At 33.1% G+C, this 19,037-nt stretch carries 19 protein-coding genes, 2 tRNA genes and 1 pseudogene; 10 read left to right on the forward strand and 12 right to left on the reverse strand.

Features of this window, described 5'->3' with window-relative positions:
- The first annotated feature begins 15 nt into the window (after window positions 1–15).
- The gene (locus K8N75_RS01150; RefSeq protein WP_223790345.1) at window positions 16–858 is read left to right on the forward strand and encodes a fumarate hydratase; all 843 of its coding nucleotides are present in this window, start codon (window positions 16–18) and stop codon (window positions 856–858) included.
- Between the two features lie 253 nt (window positions 859–1,111).
- On the opposite strand, the gene phoU is transcribed toward K8N75_RS01150, so the two are convergent.
- The 6 genes from phoU to K8N75_RS01180 all read right to left on the reverse strand — a co-directional run bounded on the left by phoU (window position 1,112) and on the right by K8N75_RS01180 (window position 6,291).
- On the reverse strand, window positions 1,112–1,813 hold the full coding sequence (gene phoU, locus K8N75_RS01155) for a phosphate signaling complex protein PhoU (protein WP_048191408.1): 702 nt from the start codon (window positions 1,811–1,813) through the stop codon (window positions 1,112–1,114).
- 49 nt (window positions 1,814–1,862) lie between these two features.
- Complete coding sequence (pstB, locus tag K8N75_RS01160) at window positions 1,863–2,618, reverse strand: phosphate ABC transporter ATP-binding protein PstB (RefSeq protein WP_223790346.1); 756 nt, start codon at window positions 2,616–2,618, stop codon at window positions 1,863–1,865.
- A 1-nt stretch (window position 2,619) separates the two neighbouring features.
- Window positions 2,620–3,468: a phosphate ABC transporter permease PstA gene (gene pstA / locus K8N75_RS01165; protein ID WP_223790347.1), complete on the reverse strand. Its 849-nt coding sequence runs from the start codon at window positions 3,466–3,468 to the stop codon at window positions 2,620–2,622.
- A 39-nt stretch (window positions 3,469–3,507) separates the two neighbouring features.
- Window positions 3,508–4,383: a phosphate ABC transporter permease subunit PstC gene (gene pstC / locus K8N75_RS01170; RefSeq protein WP_223790348.1), complete on the reverse strand. Its 876-nt coding sequence runs from the start codon at window positions 4,381–4,383 to the stop codon at window positions 3,508–3,510.
- A 120-nt stretch (window positions 4,384–4,503) separates the two neighbouring features.
- Window positions 4,504–5,322: a phosphate ABC transporter substrate-binding protein gene (locus K8N75_RS01175; RefSeq protein WP_223790349.1), complete on the reverse strand. Its 819-nt coding sequence runs from the start codon at window positions 5,320–5,322 to the stop codon at window positions 4,504–4,506.
- A 156-nt stretch (window positions 5,323–5,478) separates the two neighbouring features.
- Window positions 5,479–6,291, reverse strand: coding sequence for a phosphate ABC transporter substrate-binding protein (locus K8N75_RS01180; protein WP_223790350.1), 813 nt, complete (start codon window positions 6,289–6,291; stop codon window positions 5,479–5,481).
- Between the two features lie 197 nt (window positions 6,292–6,488).
- Between K8N75_RS01180 and K8N75_RS01185 the strand changes: the two genes are divergently transcribed.
- The 6 genes and pseudogenes from K8N75_RS01185 (at window position 6,489) to K8N75_RS01210 (ending at window position 11,299) form a co-directional block, all read left to right on the forward strand.
- Window positions 6,489–7,271 carry a citryl-CoA lyase gene (locus K8N75_RS01185; protein ID WP_223790351.1) on the forward strand — a complete coding sequence of 261 codons (783 nt, stop codon included), beginning with the start codon at window positions 6,489–6,491 and terminating at the stop codon, window positions 7,269–7,271.
- Window positions 7,272–7,471: 200 nt separating this feature from the next.
- Complete coding sequence (locus K8N75_RS01190) at window positions 7,472–8,086, forward strand: hypothetical protein (protein WP_223790352.1); 615 nt, start codon at window positions 7,472–7,474, stop codon at window positions 8,084–8,086.
- A 16-nt stretch (window positions 8,087–8,102) separates the two neighbouring features.
- Window positions 8,103–8,495 carry a hypothetical protein gene (locus K8N75_RS01195; RefSeq protein WP_048191417.1) on the forward strand — a complete coding sequence of 131 codons (393 nt, stop codon included), beginning with the start codon at window positions 8,103–8,105 and terminating at the stop codon, window positions 8,493–8,495.
- A 179-nt stretch (window positions 8,496–8,674) separates the two neighbouring features.
- Window positions 8,675–10,024 carry a DASS family sodium-coupled anion symporter gene (locus K8N75_RS01200; RefSeq protein WP_223790353.1) on the forward strand — a complete coding sequence of 450 codons (1,350 nt, stop codon included), beginning with the start codon at window positions 8,675–8,677 and terminating at the stop codon, window positions 10,022–10,024.
- A 109-nt stretch (window positions 10,025–10,133) separates the two neighbouring features.
- A pseudogene (locus K8N75_RS01205) lies at window positions 10,134–10,574 on the forward strand (universal stress protein).
- 71 nt (window positions 10,575–10,645) lie between these two features.
- Complete coding sequence (locus K8N75_RS01210; protein WP_223790354.1) at window positions 10,646–11,299, forward strand: potassium channel family protein; 654 nt, start codon at window positions 10,646–10,648, stop codon at window positions 11,297–11,299.
- A 41-nt stretch (window positions 11,300–11,340) separates the two neighbouring features.
- On the opposite strand, the gene K8N75_RS01215 is transcribed toward K8N75_RS01210, so the two are convergent.
- From K8N75_RS01215 to K8N75_RS01240, 6 genes are all read right to left on the reverse strand, one after another.
- Entirely contained in the window at window positions 11,341–12,837 is a 1,497-nt protein-coding gene (locus K8N75_RS01215; RefSeq protein WP_223790355.1) for a PAS domain-containing protein, read from the reverse strand.
- Between the two features lie 30 nt (window positions 12,838–12,867).
- Window positions 12,868–13,767 carry a PhoU domain-containing protein gene (locus tag K8N75_RS01220; RefSeq protein WP_223790356.1) on the reverse strand — a complete coding sequence of 300 codons (900 nt, stop codon included), beginning with the start codon at window positions 13,765–13,767 and terminating at the stop codon, window positions 12,868–12,870.
- A gap of 12 nt (window positions 13,768–13,779) precedes the next feature.
- A complete protein-coding gene (locus tag K8N75_RS01225) occupies window positions 13,780–14,511 on the reverse strand; it encodes a hypothetical protein (RefSeq protein ID WP_223790357.1) in 732 nt (243 codons plus the stop codon).
- A gap of 161 nt (window positions 14,512–14,672) precedes the next feature.
- A complete protein-coding gene (locus K8N75_RS01230; RefSeq protein WP_223790358.1) occupies window positions 14,673–15,479 on the reverse strand; it encodes a metallophosphoesterase family protein in 807 nt (268 codons plus the stop codon).
- A gap of 81 nt (window positions 15,480–15,560) precedes the next feature.
- Window positions 15,561–15,632: transfer RNA gene (locus K8N75_RS01235), tRNA-Thr, on the reverse strand.
- A 71-nt stretch (window positions 15,633–15,703) separates the two neighbouring features.
- Window positions 15,704–15,787 (reverse strand) — tRNA-Leu (locus K8N75_RS01240).
- Between the two features lie 310 nt (window positions 15,788–16,097).
- On the opposite strand from K8N75_RS01240, the gene K8N75_RS01245 reads away from it, so the two are divergent.
- From K8N75_RS01245 to K8N75_RS01255, 3 genes are all read left to right on the forward strand, one after another.
- On the forward strand, window positions 16,098–16,271 hold the full coding sequence (locus K8N75_RS01245) for a 4Fe-4S binding protein (protein WP_223790359.1): 174 nt from the start codon (window positions 16,098–16,100) through the stop codon (window positions 16,269–16,271).
- The gene (locus K8N75_RS01250; protein ID WP_223790360.1) at window positions 16,268–17,425 is read left to right on the forward strand and encodes an NAD(P)/FAD-dependent oxidoreductase; all 1,158 of its coding nucleotides are present in this window, start codon (window positions 16,268–16,270) and stop codon (window positions 17,423–17,425) included. Before K8N75_RS01245 ends, K8N75_RS01250 begins: the two co-directional genes overlap by 4 nt.
- A gap of 159 nt (window positions 17,426–17,584) precedes the next feature.
- Window positions 17,585–18,949, forward strand: coding sequence for a HEAT repeat domain-containing protein (locus tag K8N75_RS01255; protein WP_223790361.1), 1,365 nt, complete (start codon window positions 17,585–17,587; stop codon window positions 18,947–18,949).
- The last annotated feature ends 88 nt before the right edge of the window (window positions 18,950–19,037 follow it).

Below are 19,037 nucleotides of genomic sequence, written 5' to 3' on the forward strand. Positions count from 1 at the left end.
CTTAGAGCTGATCAGATGATAACACAGAAACAAATTGAAGATACTATTTCATTTCTCTATAAAAATTCTGTTATTGAACTACCAAATGATGTGAAGAATGCTTTGAAGAAGGCCTATCTTAATGAAACAAATGAAACAGCTAGGCTTAATCTTAAGGCAGTACTTGATAATATTGATGCAGCACATACAAATGGGATCCCGATGTGTCAAGATACTGGACTACCCATAGTATTTGTAAAGCTTGGTAACGTAAAAGTTGAAAACCTATATCATGGGATAAAAAATGGAGTTGAAAAGGCCACAATTGAAGTACCATTACGTCCCAACGTTGTTGATCCTTTAACACGTGAAAACACAGGTACCAACACAGGTAAAGGTGTTCCTCTTGTGGATATTGAAATAATTGAAGGGAATTATATTGAATTAACCATTTTTCCAAAAGGATTCGGATCAGAGAACAATAATGCAATGAAAATGGCACTGCCTGGTGAGGGTATTGAAGGAATAAAAAACTTTGTTGTTGACACAGTTCTTGCTGCAGGCGGAAAACCATGTCCCCCCACTAGGATAGGTGTAGGAATTGGAGGATCATCCGATTATGCTTTAAAACTAGCCAAAAAAGCATTATTAAGGGAAATTAATTCTAAAAATCCTGATAATCGATTAGATGAACTTGAACAAGAATTACTTGAACTTGTAAATTCAACGGGAATCGGTCCAATGGGTTTGGGAGGTAATACAACAGCCCTAGATGTTAAAGTAGAACTTGTTGATACCCATACTGCGGGTCTGCCCATTGGCATTTGCATTCAATGCTGGGCTGCGAGACATGCTAGCGCCATTATAAAAGATGAATAAATCTAATTTAGAGAGTGCCAGACTTATTTCAAAATCGATAAAAAAGTTAATCATACCAAGTTAAATACAAAAACAATAAATTAAGAGAATTAGATCACTGTAATAAGAAAATCTAATAACGGGTCCAGAAAATTTTTAACTTAGATAACAGATGTTTGAATACACAATTCCAGTATTGTTAACCATAATAAAATGATTAATATAATTCATTATACTCACTTATATAAAAATTAAAAAGAGGATTTAACTATTTTTATTTTTTATCCTCAACTAATCCATCTAATTTTCCTGCTACACCCGGTTTTTCACATGTGATCATGTAAATGGTTCTGTCTCCAATATTTTCTGCCCTATCAGCAATCCTCTCAAGGAACCTTGCGACAAACAATAGATATATCAGGAAGGATATGGCATCTTTCTCCTGAAACATACTAGCAGATATATCCTGAAGTGCCTGATCAAATAGATCGTCTACCTTGTCGTCATCCCTTTTTATTTCTCTTACCAGGTTCATGTCCTCATTTAGAAATGCAGATATACTCTTACTCATCATTCCGTCAACAATATCTGCCATATGCGTGATGTCACTCATAGGTTTTTCAGGTATTTTTTCGTCCTTTATCTGTTTTGCAACGTCTGCAATATTCGAAGCTAAACCTCCCATCCTTTTTAAATGGCTTGCTACTTTTATACATGTTTCAATAAATCTTAAATCTCTTGCTACTGGTTGCTCTGAAGCTATTACACTCATTGCTTTCTGCTCTAGGTTATAATTCATTTCATATAATTTATCATTTGACTTGCTAACTTTCTTAACCAGTTCCTCATCGTAACTAATAAAAGCTTCCAATGCATTTTTGTATGCAGAAAGGCTTGTCTGCCCCATTTCTTCAACATCTTCCCTAAGATAATTCAATCTTCTTTGGAACCTCATCCTTGGATATCTTCTTTCCATTCTATCCTCCACCTATCTTTAAAATAAATGATATTATCTTATATTAAATTCATCCAAATCTTCCTGTTATATAATCTTCAGTACGTTTATCTTCTGGTTCTATGAATAGTTTGTCTGTAAGACCACTTTCAACTATTTCTCCATGAAGGAAAAATGCAGTGTACTTTGAAACCCTTGTTGCTTGTTGCATGTTATGTGTTACAATAATAATAGTGAAATCCTTTTTCAGCTTGTGTATTAAATCCTCTATTTTGGTTGTTGATATAGGATCGAGTGCTGAACAAGGTTCGTCCATTAGGATAACTTCAGGTTCGACTGCAATGGTCCGAGCAATACACAGCCGTTGTTGTTGTCCTCCTGAAAGTCCCATTGCAGATTTATCTAATTTCTCTTTAACCTCATCCCAGAGAGCAGCTTCTTTAAGACTTTCCTCAACCCTTTGTTCTATGAAATCTTTGTCTGAAATCCCATGAATTCTAAGTCCATATGCCACATTGTCAAATATGGATTTAGGAAATGGATTTGGCTTCTGAAAAACCATTCCAACCTTTTTTCTAAGATCAACTACATCTACTTTGGGATCGTAAATATTACCACCATCAAGTAGAACTGTACCTGTCATTTTAAAGCTATCTATCAAATCATTCATTCTGTTTAAAGTCCTTATGAAAGTAGATTTACCACATCCAGAAGGTCCTATGAGTGATGTGACCATATTCTTTTTTATATTAATGTTTATATCTTTTAAGATATGTGATTCGTCAAAGTAAACGTTTAAATCTTCCACTTCAATTCTATAATCCATTTTATCGCCCCATCATCTTTTTGGAGTATCTTTCAACTACGGTGTTGGTTACAACTGTTATAACAAGAATCAATAGAACAAGAACTGCAGCAGTCCCATATGCATTATCAAGGGATATACCTTCTGTTGCTAGAACATATAAATGCAGTGGTAATGGCCTTCCAGGATCAAATATTGAAAGTGGCATTGCCAGAGCCGATCCAACAACAAATAATATTGCTGCCGCTTCTGACATTGCTCTTGCCATCCCAAGTATTACACCTGTGGTGATACCCGGTATTGCAGCAGGAAGTATAACTCTATATACAGTTTGCCATTTAGATCCACCCAGTGCAAGGCTCCCTTCTGCATAAGATTTTGGTACAGCTGCTATTGAAACTTCTGAAACCTGGAGTATTGTCGGTAAAGCCATAAATGCAAGAACAAGTCCTCCTGAAAACAGGGACCATCCCATACCAAGAAATACAACAAAAAATGCCAGTCCAAATAGTCCGAAAACTATTGAAGGTATTGATGCAAGTGTTTCTGATCCAAATCTAATGAGCTTTACAAAAATATTTTCTTTTGTATACTCCTCAATAAACACCGCTGCACCTACCCCTAGTGGAGCTGCAACTAGTACTGCAATAACAGTTACAATAACAGTTGAAACTATCATAGGAGCAATACCTCCAGATTTACCTGAATCTATGGGATTCCCCAATAAAAATTCCAGATTCATAACTGGAAGTCCTTTAATAAGTATGTAACCAATTATTATTAGTAGTATGATTATAGTAACTATTCCTGAAGCCCAAAATACTCCTTTCATGATTTTCTGGGCATTTTTAGGAGATATGATCCTATTCATATTTTACCTCCTGAATTACTATGATATTGTACCTGAATTTCACAGGTATCCTCCTCCAATTGTGATTTTCTTTTTATAGTGGAAGTAGTTGGCAATCACGAGAAGTATCATGATTATGATGAACAAGACTATTGCAGTTCCAAATAATGCACTGTAGTGAATTCCTGTTGCATAACCCATTTCTATTGCTATGTTCGATGTTAACGCCCTTACCGGGTCGAAAATTGAATTTGGGAACTGTGCAACATTTCCTGCTACCATTATTACAGCTAATGTTTCACCTATTGCTCTACCCATTCCCAATATTATGGCGGTTATAATTCCAGGAATTGCTGCAGGGAAAATAACATTTTTAATTGTCTGCCAATGTGTTGCCCCTACTGCAAGTGATGCTTCCTTGTATTCCTGAGGTATAGAACGTAATGCATCCTCGGATACACTGATTATAGTTGGAAGTATCATTACAGTAAGAATTATTGATGCTGTAAGCATACTGAAACCAGTACCTCCAAATTGAACCCTCATAATAGGAACCAGTACAATCAATCCGAAAAATCCATATACTACTGATGGAATTCCTGCTAGGGTTTCTATGACTGGCTTTAAAATTTTCCTCATTGTTTTGGGGGCTATTTCTGCCATGAATATTGCACACAGCAATGATAATGGAACAGCAAAAAGTAATGCCAGACCTGTTATTCCCAGAGAGCCCACTATCATTGGTAGAACTCCATAATCACCTGATGAAGGATCCCAAGTAGTTCCAAATATGAACTTTAAGAATCCATAGCTCTCCATGGAAGGTAAACCTTCAGAGAATATGAAGATTATGATGAGTAGGATTATGATTATTGATGAAAGAGCGGTAATTAACAGACCCTTCTCTATTAAAAATTCTTCGATATTATCCTTCATTTGAGTACTCCAAAAATTCATTTAATTTAAATTTCAATTAGTTTATGTTTCAATCTTGGTTGATAATATTCTCATTTTAGTTAAGTCTTGTAATTATATAATATCTGATATTAACACAATCTACTGTTTCAGTTGATTTGCAGGCACTACTTTCTGATTTTGTATTATGGCCTGTCCTTCAGGACTCATTACATAATCGAGAAAATCTTTGGAAATACCAGTGGGTTCGCCTTTTATTAATAATTCAAATGGCCTTTGTAGTAGATATGAACCATTGGCCACACTCTGTTCTGAGGGTGTTATTCCATTTACTGTAATTGCTTTGACAGAATTATCCATGTTTACAAGGGATATAAATCCAATTGCTCCGGGATCCTGTTTCACTGCCTGTTTCACTGATTCGGTTGAACTTTGAACAATCGCATCTTTGCGTATTTTAGTACTGCCCATAATTATATCCTGGAATGATTGAAGAGTTCCTGAACCAGACTCTCTTACCACTACATGAACCTCTTCATCAGAACCTCCAATTTGATTCCAATTGGTTACTTCGCCGCTGAAAAGATTACGAATTTGTTCGGAAGTTAAGTTGCTAATTGAATTTTCATTATTTACTGCAATGATAATTCCATCCCTTCCAATAACATATTCATTTAATCCATCTTTTTCATCGGGGTTGAGAGCCTTTGAACTCATTCCCATATTAACTATTCCTTGTTCAACTGTCCTTATACCAAGACCTGAACCTCCACCTTGTACATTTATTCGTACATTGGGATGTGTCTCTTGATATTTTTCTGCAAGTTTCTCTATTACCGGTTGTACGGATGTCGATCCTGCAATTTGTAGTCTTTCGTATTGATTTCCTGGATTAAACACAAGATAAGCACTGATAATTATTATAACTGCGATTATTAGAAGAACATATTTAGAATCCATACCATCACCTTACAAATACCTTCAACCTTTGAGTATTTAAAAATGTGGTATGAAACTCGAATATGTTACCTAATGTGTTTATATCGATTAATTTAGATTAATTTAATAAATATACAATTGAAATGGTATTTTTACCATTTCAAAAGTTCTTTCTAACTATTTTGCCGGTACAACATTTGCTGATTTAATTATGGCCTGCCCTTCAGGCCCCATAACCCAATCTATAAAGTCTTTAACAGCACCCTTTGGTTCACCTTTGGTTAAGAAAATGAACGGCCTCTGGAGTTTGTAAGTACCATCTGAAACAGTCTGTTCTGAAGGTGTAACACCATTTACAGTTAATGCTTTAACAGAAGAATCCAAGTCCACAAGTGATATAAATCCAATTGCATTTGGATCACCCTTAACTGACTGTTTAACTGCTTCGGTTGAACTTTGAACAATTGCATCAGCCTTGATTTTGGCAGTTTTATTTAAAATAAGATCTTCGAAAGCTGTTCTTGTACCTGAACCATCTTCACGGGTAATTACATCTATTTTAGCGTTTGCTCCACCAACCTGATTCCAGTTGGTAACATTACCACTGAATATGTCCTTCAGCTGTGTTACTGTGAGACCATTAACAGAATTTGCAGTGTTGACTGCAATGACTATTCCATCTTTACCTATTACATTTTGATTTAAACCTGTTGATTCATTGGCACTAAGGTCCTTAGAACTGGTACCTATGTTTACAGTTCCTTCGCTTACACTTTTAATTCCAACTCCAGATCCCCCACCTTGAACATTGATCTTTACATTAGGATTTTTCTGCATGTACACTTGTGCAAGTTTTTCTGCTACAGGTTGAACCGATGTTGATCCTGCTATTGTTATCTTGTTACTATTCGATCCAGATGCAAATACCATGTATGCGCCTGCTATTATCACTATTGCTATTATTATTCCGATTATATATTTTGAGTCCACCTATTTCACCTCATTCCTAACCTTAGTGCAATTACATATAAAGGTTACTATATGTGTTTTTATTAACACATAGTGTGAACAAAATCACGGCAATATATAAATTATTTCCAATTCTTTTAAATAAGAACACATTTTGTGTTTTAATTAAGACCAAAGGGTTAAATTTAAATATTATTCATTTTATTTAATATAATATCATGATAACTGAAGAAATAATGAGAGGTATGTTAAAACCTAAAAATTCTGACTTGAGAACCTCGATAACTCAAGTAGAAACAAACATGCTGAAAACACAGGGTTTTTTTCAGGAGGAGATAATTGGCAACTTCTCTTTTGCAGAAATGGTTTATCTTCTTTTAAAGGGTGAAAAACCATCAGAAAATCATAAAAAAATGTTCGAAGCAGTATTGATATCATTTTGTGATCATGGGATAACTCCCCCTAGCACACAATCAGCAAGATTAATGGCATCTGCTGGTTCACCTGTAAATGTTTGTATTGCAGGAGGAATTCTTGCTTTTGGAGAAAACCATGCCGGAGCTATAGAAAATGCAATGAAAATTTTTCAGGAAGGAGTTAAAATATCCGATGCTTACAATAGATCCGCATCGGAAACTGCACGGTTCATAATAGAGGAATATAGAGACCAAGGTAAAAAGATACCAGGATTTGGACATCGTTATCATTCAGAAGATCCAAGAGCACGAAAACTCTTAGAAATTGCACAAAATTGTGGTTGCAATGGAAAACACTTTAAAATTGCGATTGAAATGGAAAAATTATTATTAAAAGATAAAGGAATAAAAATTAATATTGATGGAGCAAATGCAGCAATATTATCTGACATGAAATTTAATTGGCATTTAGGATGTGGTATATTTGCAATAGGTAGGATACCCGGGTTATTGGCACATATAACAGAGGAAATATTAAATGAAGATCCATTCAGGAAAATCACAGAACTAAAATCTACAGTATAAAATTACAAAAATCCATATTCCACCATAATCAAAAAAAATTTCTTAGATTAAATTTGAGATTAAAAATATAGTAAAAGACATAGACTTCAAGTGTAAAAAAGAACACATAAAGCCTAAAAATAGTGATATTATATCAAATAATTATCAAAAAATTTAGATTTTGGAGATACTGATGTTTTATGTTATGATATGGAGAAAAAATGCAATTTGATTACAGTATAATATTGACATTAATGGGTTTATCAATCATTTCAGTAATTATTTTAATTAAATTGATCTACAGGCATAATCCTTATTATAATGAACAATATGGAAATGAAATAGTCCTTTTTCACAGTTCAGATAGATATAAAAAAAGGGTTTGGAGATTCAACCTAATTGAAGATGTAAAAAATTTCAATAAAAAAAGAAAAACCGTTGATAAATTAAAACTCAAAGTTATTGTTGGGGAATTTAGTGAAGGTACACAAGAGATAATAAAACACGCGGCTAATCATCAATTTGCATCAATAATAGTAATTAGTGGACCTAAAGTATTTTGCGAGGACAAAATGGAGATTTATACTCTTCTCGATAAATATGAAAGTGTAGAATATTTAATATTGCCAAAAAGGCCTACAAAACATTTTATGATTTTTAATGATAAGGGATTATATATTGAAAAACCGCACAGACACAATGAAAGTCGTGGATCTGTTGGTATAAAAAAAGCCCAACCAGAATTGATAAAAAAATATGACCAAACATTCAATAAAATGGTGGAATTTGCAATTCCAATTACTAAAGAAGAAGTGTTAAAACAAGAATGTTATTAACAAATGGAGCTAAAATATGGATATATCTGCATTAATACCCGAATTTCTAGTTTTAAGTTTAGCAGGATCTTCATTATCAATAGCAGCCTATTCATCATTTAAAGACAAGAGTGATGATCAAAAATTACTGTTAATCATTGCCAGCTGTTTTATATTTGCATTTTTAGTGGTTTTTATTTTATCATTACTAACACTTGAAAACTTAACATTTTATCAGTACATATTAGCTTTAATCTTCTATGTCCTGATTTTCATGGCCATATTGTCCATTATAGGATTTATTATCCATCGTTTAGTAACTGATCAAAGATACAAGGATGATGAATTACAATCTGCTATAGATATAATTGAATCAAGTAAGGATGGATTGGATAGTTCAATAACCCTGTATGAATCTGAAAAATTTTGATGACAAGAATTTTTAAAATAAAAATTTTCTATATAAATTATTTTTTACTTTAATAAACATCAGTCTAATGCACAATGATTAATCATTATGAAATAAATTTATATGATATTATATTGTAAGTTATATTTTGTGAATTTAAGGAGGGATAAAAAACGAATATTAGTTTTAAGACTTTAGGGATGCCTTTGGCTATAATTGCATTTATTTTGGTCATGTTAGTCCCATTACCTGGCTTGATTTATCCCGGTCATGCTGCAATAGCTCTTTTGATTTTTGCAATTATAATGTGGGCTAGTGAAGCACAGCATCTCGCTGTCACCTCTATAATACTGTTATTTTTACAACCCCTATTGGGTATTGAAAGTTTCAGTAATGCCGTAATTGGGTTTGCTAATCCCATTATCTTCTTGATGATTGGTGGATTTATTCTCGCAGTGGCTATTGGTAAAAGTGGACTTGCTAAGCGTTTCACTTATTGGATGCTCTCTAAGGTGGGTACAAGTCCAAGCATGAGTATTTTTGCAGCTGTTTTTTCAACAGGGATTTTGTCTGCATGGATTGAAAATGTTGTTGCATTTGCTATGCTTCTTCCCATTATCAAAACAATTGTACCATTGTTCGGTGTAGATGAACCTGAGAAGGGTAACAGTAACTTTGCTAAAGCAATGGTTCTAGGTGCATCATATGGTTCATTAGCAGGTGGTTTTGGTACTGAAATAGGTACAGCACCAAACTTAATGGCTGCAGCTTACACACACCTTCCATTTGTTAATTGGATGATATTTGGATTTCCACTTGCAATTTTTATGTTGTTTGTAACTTGGAAGTTGTTAGGTTGGATTTTCCCGCCAGAAACCGATGGAATTGTGGGTGGGAAAGAAACATTGATCAAAGCTATGAGTGTTATGGGTTCTATCACCCGAACAGAGAAAATAACTGCAGCAATATTATTCTTTACTATAGGTTTGTGGGTAACAACTGGTATAACGGGTATAAATAGTTATTCTGTTGCTTTGATTGGTGCAGCTTTGTACTTTATCACTGGTGTCATAGATTGGAAAGATGCTCAGGAAGGTGTAGATTGGGGATTAATTATCTTCTTCGGAGGAGCTTTATCACTTGGTGCTGCACTGCTAAATACAGGTGCCGCAGCATGGCTTATACATGACCTAATAGGTATGATGGGTAGTAATGTTTCAACACTTGCCATAATGCTCTTGTTGATGGTTATTGCTGTGATTTTTACTCAGGTAATGTCTAACATTGCATTATCTGCTATTTTAGTGCCTCTGTCTGTTACTTTAGCTACTGCTCAGGGTCAACCTATCGGGATTTATGCTGTTCCGGTAGCTATTTCATGTTCGCTTTCGTTCATGTTCCCAATGGCAGATCCAACTGTAGCAATGGCATATGGTACGGGTTATGTGAAGATCAAAGAAATACTCAAAGCAGGAATTCCAATGGTAGTAATTGGAATTATTGCAACTATAGTGGTAATGCTGACTATAGCCAAACCTTTCCTAGGATAAACAAAACATAAGAATTGATTGCAGTAAAATTGATTCTGTAATTAATTATTTATTTTTTTTTATATAATATTTGAAATTATTAAAATTAAAAATTATATGGGGGATTGTTATGCCTAAAAAAATATTATTACCTACCGATGGATCAAAAAATGCTGAAAGAGCAGGAAAATATGCCATATCCCTTGCTGATATAAGCGGTACAGATATAATAGTTTTAAACGTGATAGATACCTATTACTTGGATTCTATACCACAACCTGATTCAGGAAAAGTGCAGATGAAGAGTTGACGTCAAGCGTGAACAATAGAACGCTTTGAAGATTAAATAGAAGAAAATAAATGCAATGGTAAATGTAAAAACATTAATTTCAAAATTCTAATCAAAGAAGGAAAACCAGCAGACGTGATACTAAAAACAATTGACAATGAAGGAATCGATCAGGTAATAATAGGAAAATCGGGCAAACATGGATTAGAAAGATTGTTACTTGGAAGAACAACAGATAACGTAATAAAAGAAGCTAAAGTACCTGTTAATGTGATTTCATAAATAGTATATTTGTCTTGACTAGAATAATATTAGGTACCTGAAAATAAATATTCTAATATTGGAGTTATGGGATGTACGTAGTAATTATGGGTGGTGGAAAAATGGGGCGGAATTTGGCCTCATTTTTGATTGCAGATGGACATGATGTTACTTTGATAGAAAGTGATCAAGAGTTGTGTAATGAAGCTTCATCTGAATTGGATGCAATGATTATCTGTGGTAGTGGTACAAATGCTAAGGTATTGAAAGAAGCAAATTTAGACGATGCTGATGTTTTTGTAGCAGCTACTGGAAATGATGAGGTCAATTTATTAGCATCCATCCTCGTAAGTGAGTTTAAGAATACAAAAATAATAGCCCGATTAAGTGATCCAAGCCATTCAAGTGCATTTAAAAAGATTGGTATTGACTCTGTTGTAAGTCCAGAAATTACCACAGCTAGCTATGTTGAAAAATTAATTATAAGACCTAAAATTGCTGATTTAGTTGTCATGGGAAAAGGAGATGCAGAATTATTGGATATAAAATTGGAAAACGAAAAATCAATAGGCAAAAAAATAGGTGATGTTAGTCCCAATGATAACTTTTTAATTGTAGCAGTCTATGAAAATGGAAATTTAATAATTCCAAAACCTGAAATGGTTTTAAAAAAAGATATGAAAATTTCTATACTAGTAAAAACTAAATATGCCCAAAATGTCATGAAAAGATTTACTAATTTGTAAAAAAAATAAAATTCTTAATTTTCCCTTTAATTATATTAATTTTATTGTTCTTCTAAATGATCGCGAGCTTGTCTCAATTCTTCTTCTAATATTTTGCGTTCGGTTATATCTTTCCAATATGATGAGATTCCATCAGCAGAGGGGTACATGCTAAAATCAAACCATTGATCAGAGTTTTTAATACCTCGAGCTTCAAAGTGTTGGATTTCATCTGATTCCATTGTATTGCGGAATAACTCTTCATATTTTGTTCCTATGAATTCTGGAAATAATTCCCATAGATTTTGTTCTATTAAGTCATCATGTTCTATTCCAAAGTATTCGGCAGCATATTGATTAATATAAATAAAATTCCAATTATGATCCAATGCAAAGAAAATGTCTTGTATACTGTCTAAAATCTCCCTCATTTGACTTTTACTGCGTGCAAGTTCTTCTTCTGCATGTTTACGTTCAGTATCTTCAAATACATATCCTTTAACCCGAATAAGTTCATTTGAATCATTAAATATCCCAACAAGGTTTGCAACTACGTGAATTCTCAAACCATCAGATCTTCTCTGCCAAGTCTGAAAACCATAAAGTTTGCGTTCCTTTTTTAACCTCGTGACCATATAAGGCCAATCAAAACGATTAAATTTTGAAATATTTGAATTAGATGCCACTCTACAGCTATTAAAACCGTAAATCTCAGCAAATGCAGGGTTACATTCTAAAATTTCACCATCAATATTTGCAATAAAATCCCCTGTTAAATCTTCATCGAAAAGACGATGATATTTTTCTTCACTTTCTTTTAAAAATTTTTCTGCTATTTTTCTTTCAGTATCATCAAAAATATAACCCTTAACCTGAATAAGTTCGTTTGAATCATTAAAAATACCTACAACATTAGCAACCACTTGAATTATATTGCCATCTGGTCTTGTATGACTACTTTGATAACCTTTGATCTTAGGCTCATTTTTGAGCTGATTGATAAGGTTAATCCAATCAATTATGTTGAATTTTGAGATATCAAATTTTAATGCACTTTCACGATTATCAAATCCATATATCTCTAAAAAGGAAGGGTTACATTCTATTAATCTACCCTCCGGGGTTGCAATAAAATCACCTGTTAGATCATCCTCAAAAAATCTATAATACTTCTCTTCACTGTAGGGAATATCGATTTTTTCTGAAGGACTTAAATTTTGAATCATCACTAAAAAACCAGAATCAACAACTGAAATAATAAATTCAATTATATCTTTACCAAAATTAGTTAAATCAATATCCCTTTCAAATTTATCATTTCCAAAATCTTTCAATGGTATTTGAAACCTAAATAATCCTTCTTTAATTAATGTTTCTTTTATTGGAACAAAATTAGAAATTCCAAATAGGTTGACCCCAAAAACATCATCTAATTTAGATATTCCTAAAATTTTAAATGAAAATGGATTAATATCAATTAATTTACCTTCTTCATTATAAAAAAGAATTCCTATTGGAGATTTATCAAATATACTCATGAATCTATCTATATCTTCCATTATAGATTCTCCCTGCTTTTATAATAAATATTATTCTGAAGATCTTCTCCTGAAACGTTCAGGTGTGGTTGTTCTAGGTATATTTCTGTAAAATTCGCCAGCAGTATCGATTATTTCTACAGATATATCTCCAATCCTTTCAAATGCTTTAACCACTCTGGATAAAGTTAAATAATAAGTTGAACGATCCTTATCCATAACATCATCCTCAGCCATTTGAATTGCGATGTTGTTAAGGGCTTTTTTCTGGAGTTCATGAATTTTCTCTTCGTAATCCATGACTTTTTCTTTTAAATCTAATTCTTCGTTTAAAAACCCTTGCATGGAATATTTAACCATTTTTCGTGATGTTAAGTACATAGAGTTAAGTACCTCTAACATCTCTGGATCGACTTCATAACAACCATTTAATACAAAATTGGCAATATGACAGGTGTGATCTGCAATACGTTCAAGATCGTAAGCAACTTCACTGAATACCATTGTTTTACTAAATTCAGAATAGGGATTTATTGATATAACTGTATCAACTGAAGATCGAACCTTTTCATGCATGTTGTTACTAATATAATCCATTTCAAGTGCTTTATTAGCCATCTCATCATTATAATTTACAAAGGATTCAAATGACATATCAAACTGTTTGCAAACATGTTCAACCATGTTCTTTAACATATCTTTAATGAGATACGCTCCAGCGTATTCTCTTGAAGTTTTTTCTTCATCAAACATTTCTGAAAATTCGTCAAACTTCTTCAAATCGAGAATATATGCTCTTCTAACAACACCACGTTTAACAAGGGGCTGTAGTAATTTAGTAACATATCTTCGAGTCAATCCAAGTTTTTCAGCTATTTCATCCTGAGTTGAGGGATTGTCATGTAATATTACATCAAGTATGGCTTTCAACGTGCTGTTAGATCGTTTCATTTTAAATCACTTTTACCTCATATCATGATCCCTTTTGGTCTCATCATCATTATTAATCTTGGGATCATTTCCCTTCTTACTATCTTTAAACCAATAATCTAACTTTTTAATATATTTAACATCCTCATCCTCAATTTTTTCATAATTCTCAAAATCAGTTTCATTTTTATCATTAATAATTGTAACTGATTCTTTTGTTATGGCTATTATAACATAGCTAAGCGCAGCAATCACCATTAATGATATAATGATTCCTAATTCTGAAAATATCACCGAATAAAAGTCAGTGATAGGGGTATTAAAGTCTGCAAAACCTCCTAAAAGTACTATGATACCCACTATTATTATTATATATCCATAAAGTTTTTTAATATTTTCTGGTTGTATTATGGGATAAAGTCCCATTATGATAAGTCCAACACCAATAGAACGGAATAAGTTGTTTTCCGTTGCATTTTCGAGTATGTAAAAGAAATTTCCAGGTTTTAAGTAAAGTAATGCAAATACGAATAATATTTCTATCGCAACTATCAAAATAAGGGGGATCGTATAGACTATTCTGGCTCCTACATTCTGAGTTCTAATTCCTTCCAATGGGGCTTTAAATAAATGAGACATTATTTGATAGAGAATAGCACCTAATACTGCCCCAATAACTGTTCCTCCAATTCCAAGTATTGATGTGGCATAAGCCACAATTCCCGCGATGATTCCTGCCATCGCTACATCCAATGTTTTTGACATGTTTTATCACTTTAAATCTTAGTTTCATTATCTTAAAATCTTGTTACCTTTTTTGTTTAAATTTATTTGAATTTCAATTATAAATTTTTGTAAAATAATTTATTTATTTTAAATTATTATACTTATTAAAAAAAATTGTATAAATTGGGCATGACTATGCCTTAAGGCAAATGAAGTGTGTTATGATTATAAGAGCTTATACTATATTCATTTCCATCTACTTCTACAGAATAGTTAGCTAATTCTTTCTTGTACCCAGTTTCTGTATTTATTAGGTTCACAAATATTCCACATTCATCTATTAAAAGTTCGTTGTATGAAGGATATGTGTGTCCCCTCAATTTTCTGGTTGTTGCAGTACCTGAATTTAGTGTTACCATCTTTTCAAGCATCCAAACGTTAGGAACATGTTTATGTCCATTCAATACAAAATCAACACCATAATCCGTGAACACTCGTAAAAGATCTCCAGAATCTAGTAAAATATTTCTTTCACGACCTGTTTGAGGGATTGGAAGTAAATGGTGGTGAAAAGTGACTATCTTGCATATATCATCCGGAATTTTATTCAGTTCATTTTTTAACCATTCCAATTGATCAACGCCAATTTGTCCATCATTTATATCTGGTTCTGATGAGTCTAACCCTATTATTGCAAATCCTCCACTTTTATCATGATGAATAAATTTGCGTTCCCCAACCTGTTTTTCAAAATGGACTAATCCAACGTTTCTAGCATCATGGTTACCTGGAATCACATGGATCTCTGTAATAGACTCTAATTCATCAAGAAAAGTGGATGCATCATTATATTCATGTACATAGCCATGAGTTGTTAAGTCACCAGACACAATGATCAGATCAGGATTTTCATCGGTAACCTGCTTTAATAAATTATTTTTGAGGTCTTGTGAAAATGTTTTTTCCCCGAAATGTATATCCGATACCTGTATTATCTTTTTTTGCAATTAATTCACCTTTAAATCCTATTTAAATAGTATTCAATTTGATACAATTTATAATTAATTAAAAAAATATAAAAAAATTTAAGCCTCAGGGGGGATTTGAACCCCCGGCCTATGCCTTACCAAGGCATCGCTCTACCCCTGAGCCACTGAGGCATTATTAAATCAGTAATAAATGTATAATTTAAAATTTTACAGATTAAGTGGTTACAAAATTGATATAAAAGTGCAGGGGATGGGATTCGAACCCACGTAGGCCTACGCCAGAGGATCTTAAGTCCACCCCCTTTGGCCAGCTCGGGCACCCCTGCATACAAACGAAGTTAGTTTACATCATATATTAAGTTAACGGTTTCACTAAAGATAAATCAATTTATTACCTTTCAAAGCCAAATTTCAGAGATTAAACTTAAAATAATATATTTTAAAATATTAAATATTAGTTCTAACCAAACAAAAAAGTGTTATTATCTATAAATATTACTTTATCCCCATATATTCTCTTTGATATCAATTTAATTGCATTAAATAAACTTAATAAGGATTTAAGATAAAAACATAAGATATATAAGAATCTTATACCAATAAATAACTATATTGAACTTATTAAAGGTGATCAGAATGGATATCTTATCAGAAAATTGTGGATATTGTGGTTGCTGTGTAGGAGTATGTCCGGAAAATGTTCTTGAATTGGAAGAAAGTAAATTGCATATTAAAGAAGGATGCGCTGAATGCGGAAACTGTGTAATTGTGTGTCCTCTTGGAGCACTGATCATTGGAGGTAGCCAATGAAAAAATTGGAATATGATGTTGTGGTAGTTGGTGGACGAGTAGGAGGTTCAACTGCATCCTTATTCGCGTCAAAATCCGATGTTGACGTCCTTATGATTGAGAAAAGGCAAGAAATTGGAAGTCCTGTACAATGTGCAGAAGGTGTAACATATAACACATTTGAAACCCTTGAAATAAAGCCATCTGAAAGATACATTCGTTCAAGAATTAAAGGTGCATACATTAATGCACCAGATGGGAGAAGGATCAAATATGATGGAGATATTGCTGAAGGGATGGTTATAGATCGTAAAATATTTGATAAAGAACTTGCAATAGAGTCTGCAAAAGCAGGAACAGACATTATGGTTAAAACAACTGCTAAAGATTTAATAATAAAAGATCAAAAGGTCTGTGGTGTTATTGCAAAACACTTGGGAGAAACAATTGAAATAAGCGCCGATGTAGTGATAGCTGCTGATGGTATTGAATCTAATATGGCCAGATTAGCAGGCATTGAAACCCATCACAACCCCGATCTGATCTGTTCTTGTGCCCAATACGAGATGGTAGGAATGGATGTTGATCCTGGAGTCTTAGAATTTTACTTTGGGGAAAAAATTGCACCAGGAGGATACTTATGGATATTTCCTAAAGGAGATGGTATTGCAAATGTTGGAGTGGGTATTCGAAGTTCAGTTGAAACTGCTATCAACTATCTTAACAAATATGTTTCTGATTTAGATGCAACTCCTGTAGAACTAAATATTGGAGGAGTACCTGTTTCAGGACCAATAGATAAAACATATACAGATGGATTTTTAGTCGTTGGTGATGCAGCAGGACAGGTAGACCCGATTACTGGCGGTGGAATCCATCCCACAATCTCATGTGCAAGGATTGCTGGAGAGATTGCAGCAGAAGCCGTACAAAATAATGACTATTCATCAGAATTCTTAAAGAGCTACCATAAAAAATGGCGAGATGAAATAGGTGAAACCCTTGATCAATCTGTTAAATATCGTAGAATGGCAGATAAACTAAATGATAATGATATGAATGCACTTGCAGAATTTATTGAAACTCAAGATCTGGAAGCTATATCTAAGATATCTGTACTAAAATTTGTTGGAAAACATCCCAATCTTATGAAGCTCTTAACAGAGCTATTATAATCCATTCTATTTCTTTTTAAAAAATTAATCCAAAATAGTTTCAATTTAAGTGGTTACTACAATAGATAAATCCTAAATTATTTATCCATAAAAGAATACATATTAAGTATAAAGAGATCATTATGAACTTTAATATCTTGAAGGATGTGAACAACACTGATGGATTCTAAAGAACAAGAGTTTAAACCTAATATAGATGATCTAGAAGCCAAAAAAGATATTAAGGGTTTAATTAAAGCCCTCAAACATGAAGATCATATTGTTAGGAAGCAAGCTGCAGTATCACTTAAAAAGGTAGGTAATGAAAGTGCAGTTGAAGCTCTTATTGAAGCACTTAACTATGAAAAATGGGAAGACAAATATACAGTATTAATAGCTGTTAGAGAAAATGCAGCAGAAGCTCTAGGAAAAATTGGAGATAAAAGAGCTATTGAACCTTTAATAAAAGCTTTATTCGAAGACACAGATGAAGAGGTAAGGTGGAAAGCTGCAGCAGCACTTGGAAAGATTGGAGACCCTCTTGCAGTGGAACCATTGATACATGCCCTTAATGATAAAAGCTGGACAGTACGAAGGAATGTTACAATATCGCTAGGAGATCTTGGTGATGAAAGAGCTTTTGATTTTATATTAAAATCCATGAATGACAAAGATTGGCATGTAAGGAAGTATGCCGCTGTTGCACTTGGAAAAATTGGGGATGAAAGAGCAATAGATCCCCTTATGAAAGCTTTAAATGATGAAGATGGTGATGTGAGATGGAAATCTATTATTGCCCTGGGAAATATAGGTACTTCTGCTGTTGAACCATTATTAAAAGCCTTTGAGACTGATAATTGGCAGACAAAATCAAGGGTTGCCGAAGTACTTGGAAAAATTGGAGATAAAAGAGCAGTAAGTCCATTAATTCAAACACTAAACAATAAAAATCAGAACAAATATGTTCGAGGCCGTATTATAGAAGCTCTTGGGAAAATAGGAGATGAAAGGGCAGTGGAACCATTGATTAAAGCTCTTGATGATAAATATATTTATGTAAGACTCAAAGCTGAAAATGCTCTTGATACAATTAAAACCAAAGGTACAGGATCATGGATTGTGCACTATGAAAATGGAGAAATTTCATTTGATTACCCTCATAGCTGGGAGATAATTGAAACAACAGATGAAAAAAAAGTTATTAAAGGAGGGGTTGCTAACAATGCAATAAACTTCTCAATTAACAGACTTGAAGAGGCAGAGGATATCAAAGTGGAAGAGTTTTCAGGTATATTGAAAAATGTATTCTTGATGCAAAACAGCAAGATCATATCAGAAATGGAATTCAAAGCCAAGGATATGGATGCTATCATATTAGTGGGTGAAAATCCACATAAGGTATCCCTTACAAAAATAATGATAATTGCTTTTAAAAAGAAGGATTTATTATTTTATTTATGGTTTGCTGGGGAACATGAAAATTTCGAACTTTTCAACGAAGACATAGATTTTATAGTTGACAGTTTCCACATACAAAATTCTTAAACATACCAAAATCATATTTATTTTATCATTAAATTAAAATGTTAAAAATTAATTATTCTCATGTAGACTTATTTATATTAATAAATTA

The organism is Methanobacterium spitsbergense, from assembly GCF_019931065.1.
Lineage (GTDB): Archaea > Methanobacteriota > Methanobacteria > Methanobacteriales > Methanobacteriaceae > Methanobacterium_B > Methanobacterium_B spitsbergense.